General features: G+C 66.6%; 19 protein-coding genes and 1 pseudogene. 10 read left to right on the top strand and 10 right to left on the bottom strand.

Annotated features, from left to right (window positions below; all coding sequences use genetic code 11):
• Positions 1-6: 6 nt before the first annotated feature.
• Together E1956_RS26320 and E1956_RS26315 are read right to left on the bottom strand one after the other, a co-directional pair.
• Positions 7-1710, bottom strand: a complete 1704-nt coding sequence (locus E1956_RS26320; RefSeq protein ID WP_134754308.1) for an AMP-binding protein — start codon at positions 1708-1710, stop codon at positions 7-9.
• Between the two features lie 70 nt (positions 1711-1780).
• On the bottom strand, positions 1781-2914 hold the full coding sequence (locus tag E1956_RS26315) for an acyl-CoA dehydrogenase family protein (protein WP_134754306.1): 1134 nt from the start codon (positions 2912-2914) through the stop codon (positions 1781-1783).
• Positions 2915-3044: 130 nt separating this feature from the next.
• Here E1956_RS26315 and E1956_RS46310 point away from each other — a divergent pair, with 130 nt between their 5' ends.
• The 4 genes from E1956_RS46310 to E1956_RS26300 all read left to right on the top strand — a co-directional run bounded on the left by E1956_RS46310 (position 3045) and on the right by E1956_RS26300 (position 5956).
• Positions 3045-3206: a hypothetical protein gene (locus E1956_RS46310; RefSeq protein WP_167760121.1), complete on the top strand. Its 162-nt coding sequence runs from the start codon at positions 3045-3047 to the stop codon at positions 3204-3206.
• 124 nt (positions 3207-3330) lie between these two features.
• Positions 3331-3585, top strand: a complete 255-nt coding sequence (locus E1956_RS26310) for a DUF4148 domain-containing protein (protein WP_134754304.1) — start codon at positions 3331-3333, stop codon at positions 3583-3585.
• Positions 3586-3878: 293 nt separating this feature from the next.
• The gene (locus E1956_RS26305) at positions 3879-5180 is read left to right on the top strand and encodes an NCS2 family permease (protein WP_134754302.1); all 1302 of its coding nucleotides are present in this window, start codon (positions 3879-3881) and stop codon (positions 5178-5180) included.
• Between the two features lie 242 nt (positions 5181-5422).
• Entirely contained in the window at positions 5423-5956 is a 534-nt protein-coding gene (locus E1956_RS26300) for a cytochrome b (protein WP_134754300.1), read from the top strand.
• Positions 5957-6071: 115 nt separating this feature from the next.
• Here E1956_RS26300 and E1956_RS26295 read toward each other — a convergent pair whose 3' ends face one another.
• Together E1956_RS26295 and E1956_RS26290 are read right to left on the bottom strand one after the other, a co-directional pair.
• Entirely contained in the window at positions 6072-6365 is a 294-nt protein-coding gene (locus tag E1956_RS26295) for a DUF1488 family protein (protein ID WP_028222907.1), read from the bottom strand.
• Positions 6366-6701: 336 nt separating this feature from the next.
• Positions 6702-6920 carry a DUF2964 family protein gene (locus E1956_RS26290; protein WP_134754297.1) on the bottom strand — a complete coding sequence of 73 codons (219 nt, stop codon included), beginning with the start codon at positions 6918-6920 and terminating at the stop codon, positions 6702-6704.
• Between the two features lie 455 nt (positions 6921-7375).
• Here E1956_RS26290 and E1956_RS26285 point away from each other — a divergent pair, with 455 nt between their 5' ends.
• The 3 genes from E1956_RS26285 to E1956_RS26275 all read left to right on the top strand — a co-directional run bounded on the left by E1956_RS26285 (position 7376) and on the right by E1956_RS26275 (position 11125).
• A complete protein-coding gene (locus E1956_RS26285; RefSeq protein ID WP_232071797.1) occupies positions 7376-9322 on the top strand; it encodes a sigma-54-dependent Fis family transcriptional regulator in 1947 nt (648 codons plus the stop codon).
• Between the two features lie 250 nt (positions 9323-9572).
• Complete coding sequence (locus tag E1956_RS26280) at positions 9573-10703, top strand: VIT1/CCC1 transporter family protein (RefSeq protein ID WP_134754293.1); 1131 nt, start codon at positions 9573-9575, stop codon at positions 10701-10703.
• 131 nt (positions 10704-10834) lie between these two features.
• Positions 10835-11125, top strand: coding sequence for a 2Fe-2S iron-sulfur cluster-binding protein (locus E1956_RS26275; protein WP_134754910.1), 291 nt, complete (start codon positions 10835-10837; stop codon positions 11123-11125).
• A 110-nt stretch (positions 11126-11235) separates the two neighbouring features.
• Here the strand turns inward: E1956_RS26275 and E1956_RS26270 are convergent, their stop codons facing one another.
• Positions 11236-11526: a DUF4148 domain-containing protein gene (locus tag E1956_RS26270; RefSeq protein ID WP_134754291.1), complete on the bottom strand. Its 291-nt coding sequence runs from the start codon at positions 11524-11526 to the stop codon at positions 11236-11238.
• A gap of 357 nt (positions 11527-11883) precedes the next feature.
• On the opposite strand from E1956_RS26270, the gene E1956_RS26265 reads away from it, so the two are divergent.
• On the top strand, positions 11884-12144 hold the full coding sequence (locus E1956_RS26265; RefSeq protein ID WP_043287210.1) for a DUF4148 domain-containing protein: 261 nt from the start codon (positions 11884-11886) through the stop codon (positions 12142-12144).
• Between the two features lie 162 nt (positions 12145-12306).
• On the opposite strand, the gene E1956_RS26260 is transcribed toward E1956_RS26265, so the two are convergent.
• The 4 genes from E1956_RS26260 to E1956_RS26245 form a co-directional block, all read right to left on the bottom strand.
• Positions 12307-12744 (bottom strand): hypothetical protein, encoded by a 438-nt coding sequence (locus E1956_RS26260; protein ID WP_134754289.1) that lies wholly within the window; start codon positions 12742-12744, stop codon positions 12307-12309.
• 128 nt (positions 12745-12872) lie between these two features.
• Positions 12873-13067 carry a YqaE/Pmp3 family membrane protein gene (locus tag E1956_RS26255; RefSeq protein ID WP_134754273.1) on the bottom strand — a complete coding sequence of 65 codons (195 nt, stop codon included), beginning with the start codon at positions 13065-13067 and terminating at the stop codon, positions 12873-12875.
• A gap of 28 nt (positions 13068-13095) precedes the next feature.
• Positions 13096-13290, bottom strand: a complete 195-nt coding sequence (locus E1956_RS26250; protein ID WP_134754271.1) for a DUF1653 domain-containing protein — start codon at positions 13288-13290, stop codon at positions 13096-13098.
• 50 nt (positions 13291-13340) lie between these two features.
• Entirely contained in the window at positions 13341-14009 is a 669-nt protein-coding gene (locus tag E1956_RS26245) for a TetR/AcrR family transcriptional regulator (RefSeq protein ID WP_134754269.1), read from the bottom strand.
• A gap of 56 nt (positions 14010-14065) precedes the next feature.
• On the opposite strand from E1956_RS26245, the pseudogene E1956_RS46985 reads away from it, so the two are divergent.
• Both E1956_RS46985 and E1956_RS46980 read left to right on the top strand, forming a co-directional pair.
• Positions 14066-14233, top strand: a pseudogene (locus E1956_RS46985) (thioredoxin domain-containing protein); the annotation flags it as partial.
• A gap of 224 nt (positions 14234-14457) precedes the next feature.
• A complete protein-coding gene (locus E1956_RS46980) occupies positions 14458-14703 on the top strand; it encodes a glutathione binding-like protein (protein ID WP_232071628.1) in 246 nt (81 codons plus the stop codon).
• A 90-nt stretch (positions 14704-14793) separates the two neighbouring features.
• On the opposite strand, the gene E1956_RS26235 is transcribed toward E1956_RS46980, so the two are convergent.
• On the bottom strand, positions 14794-15507 hold the full coding sequence (locus E1956_RS26235) for a GntR family transcriptional regulator (protein WP_134754267.1): 714 nt from the start codon (positions 15505-15507) through the stop codon (positions 14794-14796).
• Positions 15508-15646: the final 139 nt, after the last annotated feature.

The raw sequence follows: 15646 nt of genomic DNA, 5'->3' as shown, positions 1-15646 counted from the left end.
CAGATTTCAACGCAGCTCCGGGAAATCGTCTTCCCAGTATTCGTCGGGCTGGCGCGCGGTATCGTCCGTGCGCTCCATTTCCCGGCGGCGCAGCTCGACGCGGCGGATCTTGCCCGAGATGGTCTTCGGCAACTCGCTGAACTGGAGCCGCCGAATGCGCTTGTACGGGGCGAGCTTTTCGCGCGAGAAGCGGAATACCTCGCGCGCGAGATCAGGGCCGGCCTCGTAGCCCTGGCGCACGCTCACGTACGCCTTCGGCACCGAAAGCCGCAACGGGTCGGGGCTCGGCACCACGGCCGCCTCGGCAATCGCCTCGTGCTCGATCAGCACGCTTTCCAGCTCGAACGGGCTCAGGCGGTAGTCGGACGACTTGAACACATCGTCGGCGCGGCCCACGTAGACGTAGTAGCCGTCGTCGCGGCGCAGCGCCACGTCGGACGTGTGGTAGTAGCCGTTGCGCATCGCCTGCTCGGTGGCCTTCGCGTTGTTCGCGTAGCCCGTCATCAGGCCAAGCGGGCGATGCTCGAGCGGCAAGGCGATTTCGCCTTCGCTCACGGCTTGATCGTCGGGGTCGACGAGCTCGACGCGGTAGCCCGGCAGCGGCCGGCCCATCGAGCCCGCCATCACGGGTTGGCCCGGCGAATTGCCGATCTGGCAGGTGGTCTCGGTCTGGCCATAGCCGTCGCGGATCGTGATATCCCACGCGTGACGCACGCGCTCGATGATCTCGGGATTGAGCGGCTCGCCCGCGCCCACGATCTCGCGCAGCTTGACCGCGTAGCTTGCGAGCGGCTCCTGCACGAGCATGCGCCACACGGTGGGCGGCGCACACAGCGTGGTCACGCCGCATTGCACGAGCGCGTTGAGGGTGTCTTTCGGCACAAAGCGCGCGTAGTTATAGACGAACACACAGGCCTGCGCATTCCACGGCGCGAAGAAACAGCTCCACGCATGCTTGGCCCAGCCCGGCGAGCTGATGTTCCAGTGCACGTCGCCGGGCATGAGGCCGATCCAGTACATCGTGGAAAGGTGCCCCACGGGGTAGCTCTGATGCGTGTGCTCGACGAGCTTGGGCTTGGACGTGGTGCCCGAGGTGAAATAGAGCAGCATCGGGTCGCTCGCGCGCGTCGGGCCATCGGGCTCGAAGGCCGCATTTGCTTCGTAAGCGCGAGAGAGGTCAGTCCAGCCTTCGCGCGACGCGCCTACCGCGATGCGCTTCACGCTCGCATCGAGCGCGTCGAATTTCGCGAGCTCCGCCGCATCCACCACCACGAAGCGCGCGCCGCCCGCCTCCACGCGCTCGCGTACGTCGTCGGGCGAGAGCTGCGTGGTGGCGGGCAGCACCACGGCGCCCAGCTTCATCGCCGCCAGCATCACGTCCCAGAGCTCGACGCGGTTGGGCAGCATCAGCAGCAGACGATCGCCGCGGCCCACGCCTTCCGAGCGCAGGAAATTCGCCATGCGCGAGGAGCGCTCGGACATCTGCGCGAACGAATAACGCGTGCCACCGTTCGCGAGATCGTCGACGATCCACAGTGCCGGGTTGTCATTGCCGCGCGCCATCGCGTCGAAATAATCGAGCGCCCAGTTGAAGGTATCGAGCTGCGGCCACGCAAATTCCTCGTACGCACGCGCGTAGTCGGTGCGGTGACGCAGCAGCATCTCGCGTGCGTCGATGAAAGCCTGTGCGGAAGGGGTGAACCCGGTCATCGTCGTCTCCAGTCCCAAGGCGCGTGTGCGCGCTCATTTATCGATACATCGAATACTTCGTCATCCTTTCTTATAGCTGGCGCGCGATCACCATGCGCTGCACTTCGCTCGTGCCTTCGTAGATCTGCGTGATGCGCGCGTCGCGGTAATGGCGCTCCACCGGATAGTCGTTGAGGAAGCCATAGCCGCCGTGAATCTGGATTGCGTGCGAGCACACTTCCTCGGCCACTTCGGAAGCAAAGAGCTTGGCCTGCGAGGCCTCGGACAGACAGGGCTTGCCGAGCGTGCGCAGCTTCGCCGCATGATGGACGAGATGGCGCGCGGCGTTGATGCGCGTGTGCATGTCGGCGAGCATGTTCGCCACGCTCTGATGGCGGATCAGCGGCTCGCCGAACTGCACGCGCTCGTGCGCGTAGGTGCGCGCCGCGTCGAACGCCGCGCGCGCGATGCCGAGCGCCTGCGCCGCGATGCCGATGCGCCCGCCTTCGAGATTCGACAAGGCGATCTTGAGACCCTCGCCGCGCTGGCCGAGCAGGTTCTCCTCGGGAATCGCGCAATCGACGAGCGAGATCGGGCAGGTGTCCGAGGCGCGAATGCCCATCTTCTTCTCGTGCGGCCCCACGTTGAAGCCCGGCGTGCTGGTGGGCACGACGAAGGCCGAGATGCCGCGCTTGCCCGCGTCGGGATCGGTCACCGCGAACACGATCGCGAGGCTCGCGCGCGAGCCGTTCGTCACGAATTGCTTGTTGCCGTTGAGCACCCACTTGCCGTCGCGCAGCTCGGCGCGCGTGCGCAGGTTGTTGGCCTCTGAGCCGGCCTGCGGCTCGGTCAGGCAGAACGCGCCGATCATCTCGCCGCTTGCGAGCTTCGCGAGCCAGCGGTCCTTCTGCGCGTCGGTGCCGTACTGGAGGATCGGCCCGCAGCCCACCGAGTTGTGCACGCTCACGAGCGTCGCGCACGAGGCGCAGCCCGCGGCGATCTCCTCCATCGCGAGCGCGTAGGCCACGTAATCGGTATACGAGCCGCCCTGCTCCTGCGGCACGATCATGCCGAGAAAGCCCAGCTCGCCCAATTGCGCGACCACATCGTCGGGCAGCTTGCTATCGCGGTCCCATTGCGCCGCGTTGGGCGCGAGGCGTTCGGTCGCGAAGTCGCGCGCGGCGTCGCGGATCATCCGTTGATCGTCGGTATAGAACTCGTCCATCTGTGTCCCCTTCCTGTCTTGCCTGCGCGCTCGCGCCACGAAACGCGAACGCCTGTGCTTGAACTGTCACCCCACACGGCCGCTGCCGCAAGGTCTACGAAAAGTTTAGGCATCCGCGCACCGGCATTCGATGCCCGCCACGATCAAAATCGATGAGCGGATTTACCATAATATCGCCGGCAACCCCACCGGAAGCCGATCCTTGCAGCCAGCGCAAACCAGCAAGGTGAGCGAAAAAGGCACGATCGCGATGAGCCTCGTGCACGAGACGCTCGCGGCGACTTGCCCGTGATCCGGACCGCCGCCTCGGCGCGCAAACCCGCGCACGGCATGCGCATTTTTCTTGTTGCCAACCTTTCAGTTATCGAGATAAGACCTATAATTTTAGGGTTATCCCTAATACGAAAGGCATTGCCATGGACACTCTTTCGCGTGTAGCGCTTGGCCTGCTGACTGCGGCATGCTGCGTCGCTTCGACGAGCGCACTGGCCCAGCCGTACAACCCATCCGGTCCGTTGACGCGCGCCCAGGTGCGCGCGGACCTGGCCGAATGGCGTGCGGCGGGCTACGATCCGCTCGACTGGATCAACTATCCCGAAAACGCCCAGCGCGCCGGCGCAATCGTCGCTCAGCGACGCGCCGCGGCGGCGATGCCGCAATCGGTGCAGTAAGCGGGTCACGCTGAAGATTCTCCCCTCGGCGGGAGCGTCGATCCGTCTGTCAGGACGGACCGATGCTCCCGCTTTGTGCTTTTTGCCGCGCCCACGCCCCTCCCCCACCCGCATTTGATGCACCGCAAACTGTTGCGGCCGTTCCACGTTCGCTCAGGCTTTTCTGCACTTACCGGACAATTGTTTAAAATCCCGCCCGTAAGCCGCGCGAACCGGCCTCGAGCGACGCGCCCGTCGCCCGCCGGCGCCCCTTCCCACAACAAATCCGCACGACTCTCAAGGGCCCGACCTTCATGGACGCCATCAAACGCTATTTCGGATTCGAAGAAGCAGGAACGAACCTGCGCACCGAAGTGCTTGCCGGTTTCACTACCTTCCTCACGATGGCCTACATCATCTTCGTGAACCCGGCGATTCTCGGCGACGCCGGCATGCCGAAGGAGTCCGTCTTCGTCGCCACCTGCCTCGTCTCGGCGCTGGCTTCGATCATCATGGGCCTCTACGCGAACTACCCGATCGCACTCGCGCCCGGCATGGGCCTGAACGCCTACTTCGCGTACGCCGTGGTCAAGGGCATGGGCTTCACCTGGGAAGCGGCGCTCGGCGCGGTGTTCATCTCCGGATGCCTGTTCTTCGTGGTCACGCTGCTGCGCGTGCGAGAGGCGATCATCAACGGGATTCCGCATTCGCTGCGCGTCTCGATCACCTCGGGCATTGGCCTGTTTCTCGCGATCATCTCGCTCAAGACCTCGGGCGTGATCGTCGGCAGCCCCGCCACGCTCGTCGAGCTCGGCAACCTGCACGACCCGCACACGATCCTCGCGATCATCGGCTTCTTCGCCATCGTCACGCTGGACGTGCTCAAGGTGCGCGGCGCGATCCTGATCGGCATCGTGGGCGTGACGATCCTGTCGTTCTTCTTCGGCGGCAACCAGTTCCACGGCGTCTTTTCGGCGCCGCCCTCGATCGCGCCGACCTTCGCGCATCTCGATATCAAGGCCGCGCTCTCGACCGGCATCCTGAACGTGGTGCTGGTGTTCTTCCTCGTCGAGCTGTTCGACGCGACCGGCACGCTGATGGGCGTGGCCAACCGCGCGGGCCTGCTCGTGCACGGCAAGATGCACCGCCTGAACCGCGCGCTGCTCGCCGACAGCACCGCGATTCTCGCGGGCTCGATCCTCGGCACCTCGTCGACCACGGCCTATATCGAAAGCGCCTCGGGCGTGCAGGCGGGCGGCCGCACGGGCGTGACGGCGCTCACCGTGGCCGTGCTGTTCCTCGCGAGCCTGTTTGTCGCGCCGCTCGCGGGCGTGGTGCCCGCCTACGCAACGGCGCCGGCGCTGCTCTACGTGTCGTGCCTGATGCTGCGCGAACTCTCGGGCCTGCCCTGGGACGACGCCACGGAAGTCGTGCCCGCCGCGCTCACGGCGCTCTTGATGCCGTTCACGTATTCGATTGCCAACGGCGTGGCGTTCGGCTTCATCTCGTACGCGGGCCTGAAGCTGCTGACGGGCCGCGCCCGCCAGGTGCGCCCGATCGTCTGGATCATCGCAGCGGTGTTCCTGTTCCGCTACTTCTACCTGGGCGCGGCGTAAGCGCCTCCAGCCTTTGCGCGCGGACGCCCCGGCGGCGTTCGCCCGATGCACAAACGGGCGGCTTGCAGTGTGGACTGCGGGCCGCCCGTTTTCATTGATGCGCCGCATCACGCGCTGCGGTCACGATCCGGCGCAAGCCAGGTCAAGTATTCCGGTCACGCACATGTGCGGTGCGCTGCGACGTCCTTATCATACGAATACCTGACGCTATCGACGCCAACGCCCCACCAAGGAACCGCCCCGTGGCCACGTACCCCGCCTCCGCAGAACGCTACTCGAAGCCCGCAATCTTCTTTCACTGGGTCATCTTTCTGCTCGTCGCGCTCGCGTATCTCGCCATTGAGGTACGCGGCCCCAAAGGCACCGACAGCCGCGTGTTCTGGAACAACGTGCATTACTGGGCCGGCACGCTCGTGCTCGTGCTCGCCGTGCTGCGGCTCTTGTGGCGCATGTGGCAGGGCTCGCCGCAGGACATCGACTCGAACCGCGTGCTCACGTTCCTCTCGCGGCTCGCGCATCTGGCGCTTTACATGTTCATCTTCGTGCAGCCGCTGCTCGGTATCCTGACGATCAATACCGGCGGCAAGCCGGTCACGCTCGCGGGCATCGACCTGCAGATCATGCTGGTGGGCGCCGACCCGCTCGCGCGCAAGGTCATCAAGGACGCGCACGTGCTGATCGGCAATGCGTTCTACTGGATCATCGGCATCCACGCGCTCGCCGCCATCGGGCACCATCTGGTGTTCCGCGACAATACGCTGCGGCGCATGATCTGAACCAGGCGCGCGAGGCTCGACGCACGCCTGGCGTGAGCCAAACGAAAACGCCCCGCGGCCTCAGACAGGCCGCGGGGCGATCTCAAGCTACCCGTGACAATCAGTAATTAGCCGCTCAGGACGCCACGGCATGCGCCTGCACGAAGCGCACATAGCCGCTGCGCAGCGTCAGGCACTGCGCGCGCGTTTCGGAAAGCAGCCGGCGCGCGACCGCCTCGATGCGCTCGCGATGGTGATCGAATGCGTCGAGCATGTCTTCGGCCCGGGTCGAAGCCGCGCCGAAATGATCCTCCAGCGCCGCCGCCGTGATCGTACATTCCACCCGCTCTCCATCGATCATTGCCGGAAACGCCAAGGTCAGGTCAGGTCCCGAGTATTCGGGCACCTCGTTCGGAAACAGGATCTGCATGGAAGTGGCCTTAGGTTGAGAGTGAGCGGGCCGCGCCTTTCGATGCTCCTCCACGACATACGCGCGGTTTAAAAACCGACCGCCGCAAGTGTCGCTACGCTCGACACGATTGCGGCGGCCGTCTGGATTCACTTTAGGACACTTCCGGCTAGCTGCAAGGCCGACTTTGTCACACGCGCGAAAAGATCTTCGTGTGCGGCATTTTTCAGCGTTCTGCGAACTGGCCGTTGCGCGCGCAAACAGCTACTCCCGCACCCGGCATGGCGCACTGCAACATTACAGCCGGCCGCACGCACGGACGGCGCAACAGGCATCCCACTCTGCAGACCCGCGAACTCACGACTCGCGATGCTGGCGATGCTCGATTTCGATGTCCTTCGGGTGCACCGTGAGCATCGCCACGAATGCGACGATGCCGCTCGACACGATCACCATGCCGTAGAGCACGACTTGTTGCTCGTCGAAGAGCAGACCGTGAATCGCGACCGCGAGACCCGCCAGCGCAACAAAGACGGCGAGCGCCGCCACCAGGATCCTCAATTCGCCTTGGACCATGACGGCCCTCCGCAAGGAGCCGCGGCGGCGCCAATGACCCCGTGATACCCAGTGCGCCGCCGCCGGGACGCTACACGCGCGCCCCTGTCTTCATCCTGGCATTCGCACGCGCAAAGGCAAGCCGCACATTGAGCGCACGATCACGCGCGCAGCGCGCACGTGGCGGCGCCCCATGCGCCACTGTCCTCAAACGGGCGGATTGGCCCGGAATCGCCCGAATGTGGCGCACGCCGACCTTCCTGTACCATGGCCCGTCAGATATCGCTGCCGGAGCGCGCCGCACTGCTGCACTGCTGCACTGCTGCACTGCTGCACTGCTGCACTGCTGCACTGCTGCACTGCTGCAATGCTGCAGTGCCATGAAGCGCCGGCGCAGCGTCAAATCAAGATTGGAGACACGCGTGACCCGACACCCCTCCGCCACCGTCAAGCCCCCCGAAGCGGCCCGCGCGGACATGATCGCCCAGGCGCACGCGCGCTCACGCGCCATCGGCTTGCGCGTCTCCGAGGCGCCGGATTTCCAGCCGCTCGGCCGCAACGATCTGCGCGGTCTGATCGACGTGAATCACACGCTCTATGCCGAGGCGCGGCCTGTGATGGATGCGCTGCACGCACAGATCGTCGATACCGAGAGCATGGTGCTGCTTACCGACCGCAACGGCGTGATCCTGCACAGCCTCGGCGACACCGACTTCGTCGAGAAAGCGCGGCGCGTGGCGCTGCGTCCCGGCGTCTCGTGGGCCGAGCGCGACCGCGGCACGAACGCGATCGGCACGGCGCTCGTCGACGGCCAGCCCACCACCATCCACGCGGGCGAGCACTTCCTGCACGCGAACCACATCCTCACCTGCTCGTGCGCGCCGATTGCCGATCCGTGGGGCCGCACGCTGGGCGCACTCGACGTGAGCGGTGAATCGCACGGCTTTCACAAGCACACGCTCGCGCTCGTGCGCATGTCGGCGCAGATGATCGAGAACCATCTGTTCAACACCGAATTCGCCGATGCCATCCGCCTGCAGTTCCATGCACGCGCGGAGTTCATCGGTACGCTGTACGAAGGACTCGCGGCGTTCGCCGCCGACGGCACGCTGCTGTGCGCCAACCGCAGCGCGCTGTTCCAGTTCGGTTCGACGCTCGCTGCGCTGCAACGGCGCGGCTTCGAAGCACTGTTCGGGCAGCCGTTTCCGGCCTTCATGCAGCAGCTCATGCGTGCGCGCGGTGAATTCGTCTCGCTCACGCTGCCGAGCGGTGTGCGCGTGCTTGCGCGCGGCACGCCGGGCGCGGCGGTCGTGGGCGCACAGCCGGCCTGGCCAGAACGCGCCGCACGTGAGCGCGAAAGAGACCCAACGGGCGCCGCCCCGACGGCGGGTGCGCGCGCACCCACGGCCGCCTGGCAGCCCACGCTCGCCGACCTCGACACCGGCGACGCGCGCGTGGCCGGCGTGCTCGAGCGCGTCGCACGCGTGCGCGGACGCGACATCCCCGTGCTCGTGCTCGGCCGCACCGGCACCGGCAAGGAATGGCTCGCGCGGGCGCTGCATCAGGATTCGCCGCGCCGCGATGCGCCGTTCGTCGCGCTCAATTGCGCGGCGCTGCCCGATACGCTGATCGAAGCCGAGCTGTTCGGCTATGAGGACGGCGCGTTCACGGGCGCCAAACGCCGCGGCAGCGCCGGCAAGATCGTGCAGGCGCACGGCGGCACGCTCTTTCTCGACGAGATCGGCGACATGCCCCTCGCCCAGCAGGTGCGGCTCATGCGCGTGCTGCAAGAGCGCGCCGTCGTGCCGCTCGGCGGCGCGCGCGCGGTGCCGGTCGACTTGCGCATCGTTTGCGCGACTCACCGCGACCTGCGCGCGATGATCGCCGAAGGCAGCTTCCGCGAAGACCTCTACTACCGCATCAACGGGCTCGCGGTCACGCTGCCGCCGCTGGCCGAGCGCACCGATCTCGATGCGCTCGTGGCACGTGTGCTGGCCTATGTGCGGCGTGAGATCCACGAGGCGCCCGCGCGGATCACGCCCGAGGTGCGCGAATACTTCGCGCGCTGCCGCTGGCCCGGCAATCTGCGTCAGCTCGCGAACGTGCTGCGCACCGCCGGGATCATGGCCGAAGGCGAGGACGCCATCGACCTCGTGCATCTGCCCGAGGATCTCGCGCACGACTGCGCACCGGCTGAATGCGACGATGGCATCGAAGCCCGCGACGCCGCAGCCCCGCAGACGCCCGTCGCCCCGTGCACGCCCAAGGAAAGCGCTCACGCCTCGCGCCCGGCCCGCCTTTCGGACTGGCAGGCGCGCCTGATCGACGACGCGCTCGCGCGCCACGACGGCAACGTCTCGGCGGCGGCGCGCGAGCTGGGGTTGGCGCGCAACACGGTGTATCGGCACCTGCGGCGGCGTTGAGGCGCGTGAGGCGGAAGGCATCGCACCCGGTCGTACCCATTCACGGATGAGTGCACCCAGCCGCGCCGAATCGCACCTGAGCGCGGTCCGTCGCCTCCCATCGCCCCCTGACGCACGCATTCGCCCCGAACCGCGGCAATCGCAACGCGCCGCGCGTGCCCGCACACGCGCGGCCCGCTCTCGCGCGCCGCGCCGCCAGATTCATGCCGCCAGGTTAAGCTTCGCGTAAAACGCATCTCGCACGCGCATCATGGCCTCCGCCCAGGAACTCCACCGCTACCGGCGCAATCTCGCCGACGAACTCGACAGTGCCGCCGTCTACGACACGCTCAGCGCCGTCGAAAAGGACGCAGACCGGCGCCAGATCTTCGCCGAACTCGCGGCGTCGGAGCGCGAGCATGCCCAGGTGTGGCACGACAAGCTCGCCGCCAACGGCGTGCGCGTGCGGCCGCACCGGCGCAGCGCGAAGACACGCCTGTTGCAGACGCTCACGCGTTACTTCGGCCCCTCGCTCGTGCTGCCCACCGTCGCCGCCGCCGAGTACGCCGACCGCGACCGCTACGCGCACGAACCCGGTGCGGAGAAGCTCTCGGCACAGGAGCAGCAGCACGCCGCCATCGTGCAGTCGATCGTGGCGAGCAAGCGCGCGCACGGCCAGTCGAAGGGCGCGCAGATCGCCGGCGCCGAGTCGTGGCACAAGGGCGCGACCTCGGGCAACGACCTGCGCGCGGCCGTGCTCGGCGCCAACGACGGGCTGGTCTCGAACTTCTGCCTGATCATGGGCGTGGCCGGCGCCGGCAGCAGCAACCGTGCAATCCTGCTGACCGGCCTCGCCGGGCTCATCGCGGGCGCGTGCTCGATGGCGCTCGGCGAATGGCTCTCGGTGACCAACGCGCGCGAGCTCGCGCGCACGCAGCTCGCCAAGGAAGCCGACGAGCTCGAGCACACGCCGGACGCCGAGCGCCACGAGCTCGCGCTCATCTACCAGGCGAAGGGCATCGACGCCGACGAGGCCCGCCGCGTGGCCGCGCAGATCATGCGCGACAAGGACGAGGCGCTCAACACGCTCGCGCGCGAAGAGCTCGGCATCGATCCGAAAGAGCTGGGCGGCAATCCGTGGACGGCCGCGGCCGTGTCGTTCTGCCTGTTCGCGCTGGGCGCGGTGTTTCCCACAGCGGCCTTCCTGTGGGCGCACGGCACGGCGGCCATCGTCCAATGCGTCGCGCTGAGCACGCTGGGGCTCGCGGCCGTCGGCGTATTCACGTCGCTGTTTAACGGACGCAGCGCGGCGTTCTCGGCATTCCGGCAGATCGCCATCGGCCTCGCCGCCGCCGCATTCACCGCGGGTGCGGGCCACCTGCTTGGAGTATCGGTTTCATGAATGTCGACGAAGCCAGCCAGCGCGCGGCCAATGCAACCCGCGAGAGCGGCAACAGTGGCGAGCGTGCCGACGTGCCCGAGGCAGGCGCTGCGGACGGGCCGTCGGTGCAGTCGGGGCAGTCGGGGCAGTCGATGCAATCGGTGCCGCTCGTGCGCGTGGAGCCGCTTGGCCGCACGTTCGAAGCGCCGCCCGAGCTCACGCTGCTCGAGGCGGCCGGATTTGCCGGCATCCGCCTGCCGCGCCTGTGCCGCAACGGCACGTGCCGCACCTGCCTATGCCGCGTCGTGAGCGGGGAAGCGAGCTTCACGATCGAATGGCCGGGACTGTCGCGCGAGGAAAAGGCCGAGGGCTATGTGCTGACGTGCGTCGCGGTGGCACGCACCGATCTCGTGCTCGACGTGCCCGACGCGGAGCTTCTATAGCCCGCGCTGGCGCCCGCCCCAAACGACAAAAAAGCAACCGGCCCGCGACTTCACATCGCGGGCCGGTTGCTTTTGCGGAGCTGGGACGTCAGGCGCCCCGGTGGGCGGCGTTACTGACCGCCGAAATACACCGACTGCGGACCCTTGCGGGCGGCTTCGGAGACGTACATCGCGCCGGCCATCGACGACGAGCTGCTCACGCCACCGTACGAGCTGTCGCCCTGGGTCACGGGCGTGTTCGCGGCCGTCGAGGCGACGTTCTGATTGCGCTGGGTCTGCTGGAACTCGACGAGCTGGGCGCGCACCTGGTCGCGCGTGAGGCCCTGGTCGGACTGGGCGAAAGCGGCCAGCGGCACGGCACAGGCAGTGGCGATGACAACGGCTTGAATGAGCGACTTCATGACGATTACCTCCAGAATTGTTCGAATCGCCTGGCATGGTGCATCGCGTCGCGCACCGCAGGCGTCGATTGGATTCTAGGCAAGTGCGGGCTCCGGATATATGTCGATCACGGTGAATTCCAGTTGCGAATATCGCAATAATTCGCACGCGCAAGGGCTGCCAGGCCGGCCCATCAATGACACCCCATCCGGCCCCTTCACCGAAATAATCAGACGAAATACGCGCCAGATTGTTGTCGCCAGGAGAACACTGAATTCGTTTTATCAGTATTTACCCTGATGCCCCGAAGACCTAAAGTGTCGCCATGGGTCACGCCATCGCGCGGACCTCAAATAAAGAACTTGGAGGTTACAGTTATGAAGTCGATCATCAAGGCCGCAGTCGTTGCCGCCATCATCACCATTCCGGCGCTTTCGTTCGCCCAATCGCAAGAGCAGCCGGTCACGCGCGCGCAAGTTCGCGCCGAACTCTCGCAGCTGCGCGCCGCGGGCTACGATCCGAGCGACTGGATGCACTATCCCGAAAACATTCAGGCTGCAGAAGCGAAGGTCGCTGCCGACAAGGCCAACACGGCCTACGGCCCGTCGACGACCGGCACGTCGCAGTCCGGCCAGTAAGCACGCTTGAACGGGCGTAGCCGCGCAGTCGCGGTTGCGCCGCTGTGTTGCAGGTGCGTTGGCACCAGCCAGGTCAGGCCGCGCCGAAGCAAATCAGGCCCGCCGCTCGTTCGAGCGGCGGGCCTGATCGTTTCTGCCGTTGATGGATTGGCGCGACGGCCGTCAGTGACGGCCACCTCCGCCGCCGTGGCCGCCGCCACGTTCGCCCCCTCCACCGGAAGGTGCCCACGAGCCGCCGCGGCCTTGACCGCCATGCCAGCCGCCTGAATCGCCACCGCGGCCACCAGCGCCATGTCCGCCGCCCGGATCGCCGCCATGCCCGCCACCCGGACCGCCGCCACGGCCACCGCCATGCCAGCCCCCCGGATCGCCGCCGTGGCCGCCGTCATGCCAGCCGCGGCGGTCGTAGTCACGGTCGCGGTAATACCCGCCGCCACCGCCCCAAATGCCAATATTCACGCTGCCATACCCAGGCGCGGCATAGCCAGGCGCGTAGCCGGAATCGTAATAGCCGGGTTGACCATAGCCGTAGTCGTAACCCGGTGCCACACACCCCGCAAGCAGGGCAACGGCACCGGCCATCAGCGCAAATTTGAGCATGGCGGATTCTCCTTTCTGTTTGTAATAAATGAGCGCCCGTCTTAAGTTCTCGCTGAATTGTGAGCGTGGGTTACGAATGTAACGGCCCGGTCTGCCAGATCCAGCACCCAACCGCAGATCCTTTGAGCTTAGCTGCGGCGGCCGAGCGCGTCGTCGATCTTCCGGTCGGTCTTATATTGGCTGAGCGAATACACGGCCCAGATAGCGGCGGGAATCCAGCCGATCAACGTGATTTGCAGGATCAGGCAAATGATGCCCGAGATCGGCCGGCCAATCGTGAAGAACAACAGCCAGGGCAAAACGATTGCAATCAGTAGACGCATCCTGGGACAAGCCTCGCAAGTAAAAAAGTCAGTTGACGGGAGCGAATCGCGGTATGAGCGCGCCTTCGAATTCGACCAGTTCGAAGAAGACGGAAGCGGGCCGCGTCCAGATCGTGCCGTTCGCGGCCCGGTACACGATCATCGTGACCGATGGATCGGATTCGAGTGTCGCCTCGCAAACCAGTTCGTAGATGCCACCTTTGTAGTGCCGATAACGCACCATTGCCTTTCCCTCGTCGATCGCGCAAATCGATATTGCGCCACCGCCGTAGTTTAGCAACGGTTCGCGCGTGGCTTCGAGGTTGCGTTCGTCTGCGCCGCCGTGCCGCAGATGAGCGCCACGCCCGCCACCGCCGTCGCGCGCAGCACCGCACGCGGCTCGCCGGCGCGCGCGCGCAGGGCGATGCTGTGCAAAAGCGCCGATGCCACGCGTGCGAGCATCGCCGGATCGGCATCCGCCGCCAGTTCGCCTTGTTGCACTGCGTGCCGCAGACGACGCTCGAAGGCCTTGTCGAATGCGCGCAGGCCAGTCGCGAGGCGCTCGCGCACGTCCGCGTCGGCTACCGCCTCGACCGCCGCCGTGCCGATCAGCAGACACCCGCGCTGCGCCGCGCGCGGCGGCAAGTACCAGGCGAGCGCGCCATCGAATACGCGCAGCAGCGCCTCGGCAAGCGGGAGCGTCTCGTCGAGCGCCGCTTCCATTGCCGCGCGGCCCGCTTCGATGTAGCGCTCGACGGTCTGCAAATAAAGCGCATGCTTGTCGCCGAACGCGGCATACAGGCTCGGCCGGTTCATGCCGGTCGCCGCGCTCAGCTCGTCGAGCGAGGTGCCCGCATAGCCGTTGTGCCAGAAGGTGTCGCGCGCGTGCGCGAGCGCCTGCTCGGGATCGTAGGCGCGCGGCCGCCCGCGCGGGCGGCTATCCTTTTTTGTACCGGATTGCATAGAAATATTGGAACGACAATTTTTGTTCACTATAGTACAAAAACCCGACAAGGAGGATGACGATGGAACTGTACTTCGCCCCGCTCGCCTGCTCGCTCGCCACGCGTATCGCACTCTATGAAGCGAATGCGTCCGCCCGCTTCATTCAAGTCGATACGCAGTCCAAACTGATTGCGGAGGGTGGCGACTTTTATGCGGTCAACGCGCTAGGCCAGGTACCGGTGCTGCGCGAGGACGACGGCTGGACGCTGACCGAAAACACCGCCGTGCTGCCGTGGGTCGCCGACCGCTTCCCGCAGGCGCAGCTCGCGCCGCCCGCCGGCACGCGCGAGTGTGCGCGCATGCAGCAGTGGCTCGGCTTCATCGGCACGGAGCTGCACAAGGCCGTGTTCGTGCCGCTGCTGGGCCAGGGCGTGGATGAGGCCGTGAACACTACGCGCGCGACAAGGTGGACCAGCGCTTCGCACTGCTCGAGGCGCATCTTGCCGGGCGCGCGTATCTGCTCGATGCGTTCAGTGTCGCCGATGCCTATCTGGTCACCGTGCTCAACTGGGCCCCGTATGCGGGCATCGATCTCGCGCGCTGGCCCGCCGTTGCGGAATACGCGCGACGCATGCGCGAGCGCCCGGCCGTCGCGCGCGCCATGGCGGAAGAACTCGAGCTTTTCCGGCGCGAACGCGAAAAGCAGCGGTAGCGAACGAGCCGGCGCGCGTTGCGCTCGCGCGCCTGTGTGGCGGGCCGTTATCGTTGCGTTGATGCCGCGTTTTCGTTGCGCGCCACACGCTCAAGTCGCCAGATCGGCGAACACGGCCTTCAGGTCGCGGCCCGTGCGCAAGCGGGCCTGCCGGACCACTCGCTCCTCGATTTCGGCCAGATGCTCACGCGCGGTGGCAAGCGCCGCCGCCTGATCGCCCGCCTCCAGCGCCGCGATGATCTGCGCGTGCTCGTCGGGCGCACACGACGTGGCCTTCGACGGATCGAATAGCGCCTTGTAGAGCTCCGTGCGCGCGACGAGGGGCGCGAGCGCCGTCACGAGCGCCGCGCCGCCCGCGAGCTCGGTCAGGATCAGATGGAACTGGCCCGCGAGGCGCACCGCCTCGTCCACGCGGCCCTCGCGCAGCGCCTTCTTTTCGCTGCGCACGTGCGCGGCGAGCTCGCGGCGCATGCCCGCGTCGAGTGCGCCGCACAGACTCACGACGACACCCGCCTCGATCACCTGACGCGCCCGGTACGTCGCGCGAATATCCTCTTCGGACGGCGACGGCACGAACGCGCCGCGATTGGGCTCGAGCTCGAGCTTGCCTTCGAAGCCGAGGCGCGCGAGCACCTTGCGCAGGGCGCCGCGCGTGCAGCCGAACGCGGCCGCGAGCTCGCGCTCGACGAGCTGCTGGCCCGGCACCAGCTTGCCTTGCAGGAGCGCCGAGTTGATCGAGGCGTAGACGAGCGCTTCGACGTCGTCGGCGCTTTCGTCCGCGACGCGCGCCACATTGGCGGTCATCGCTTCATCGACAGGAGAGGGTTCGCCCGTGCGGGCGGATCGCTTTGTAGAAGCCATGAAAGAAGGCACATACGAACGGAATCAGGCGGCATTGTAGCGACGCGCTCGCCCAGACAATAGATGCAGCGCGTGTGCCAGC

It is taken from the genome of Paraburkholderia pallida, assembly GCF_004524855.1.
Lineage (GTDB): Bacteria > Pseudomonadota > Gammaproteobacteria > Burkholderiales > Burkholderiaceae > Paraburkholderia > Paraburkholderia oxyphila.
This window is presented reverse-complemented; position numbering and strand designations above follow the sequence as displayed.

What these genes read in the sequence shown, in the direction of transcription:
- E1956_RS26320 (WP_134754308.1), bottom strand. Translation starts at nt 1,710, where the DNA reads ATGACCGGGTTCACCCCTTCCGCACAGGCTTTCATCGACGCACGCGAG.
- E1956_RS46310 (WP_167760121.1), top strand. Translation starts at nt 3,045, where the DNA reads ATGCCCGCCACGATCAAAATCGATGAGCGGATTTACCATAATATCGCC.
- E1956_RS26290 (WP_134754297.1), bottom strand. Translation starts at nt 6,920, where the DNA reads ATGGTCCAAGGCGAATTGAGGATCCTGGTGGCGGCGCTCGCCGTCTTT.
- E1956_RS26295 (WP_028222907.1), bottom strand. Translation starts at nt 6,365, where the DNA reads ATGCAGATCCTGTTTCCGAACGAGGTGCCCGAATACTCGGGACCTGAC.
- E1956_RS26280 (WP_134754293.1), top strand. Translation starts at nt 9,573, where the DNA reads ATGGCCTCCGCCCAGGAACTCCACCGCTACCGGCGCAATCTCGCCGAC.
- E1956_RS26305 (WP_134754302.1), top strand. Translation starts at nt 3,879, where the DNA reads ATGGACGCCATCAAACGCTATTTCGGATTCGAAGAAGCAGGAACGAAC.
- E1956_RS26245 (WP_134754269.1), bottom strand. Translation starts at nt 14,009, where the DNA reads ATGCAATCCGGTACAAAAAAGGATAGCCGCCCGCGCGGGCGGCCGCGC.
- E1956_RS26310 (WP_134754304.1), top strand. Translation starts at nt 3,331, where the DNA reads ATGGACACTCTTTCGCGTGTAGCGCTTGGCCTGCTGACTGCGGCATGC.
- E1956_RS26235 (WP_134754267.1), bottom strand. Translation starts at nt 15,507, where the DNA reads ATGACCGCCAATGTGGCGCGCGTCGCGGACGAAAGCGCCGACGACGTC.
- E1956_RS26275 (WP_134754910.1), top strand. Translation starts at nt 10,835, where the DNA reads ATGCAATCGGTGCCGCTCGTGCGCGTGGAGCCGCTTGGCCGCACGTTC.
- E1956_RS26255 (WP_134754273.1), bottom strand. Translation starts at nt 13,067, where the DNA reads ATGCGTCTACTGATTGCAATCGTTTTGCCCTGGCTGTTGTTCTTCACG.
- E1956_RS26285 (WP_232071797.1), top strand. Translation starts at nt 7,376, where the DNA reads ATGATCGCCCAGGCGCACGCGCGCTCACGCGCCATCGGCTTGCGCGTC.
- E1956_RS26270 (WP_134754291.1), bottom strand. Translation starts at nt 11,526, where the DNA reads ATGAAGTCGCTCATTCAAGCCGTTGTCATCGCCACTGCCTGTGCCGTG.
- E1956_RS26250 (WP_134754271.1), bottom strand. Translation starts at nt 13,290, where the DNA reads ATGGTGCGTTATCGGCACTACAAAGGTGGCATCTACGAACTGGTTTGC.
- E1956_RS26265 (WP_043287210.1), top strand. Translation starts at nt 11,884, where the DNA reads ATGAAGTCGATCATCAAGGCCGCAGTCGTTGCCGCCATCATCACCATT.
- E1956_RS26260 (WP_134754289.1), bottom strand. Translation starts at nt 12,744, where the DNA reads ATGCTCAAATTTGCGCTGATGGCCGGTGCCGTTGCCCTGCTTGCGGGG.
- E1956_RS26315 (WP_134754306.1), bottom strand. Translation starts at nt 2,914, where the DNA reads ATGGACGAGTTCTATACCGACGATCAACGGATGATCCGCGACGCCGCG.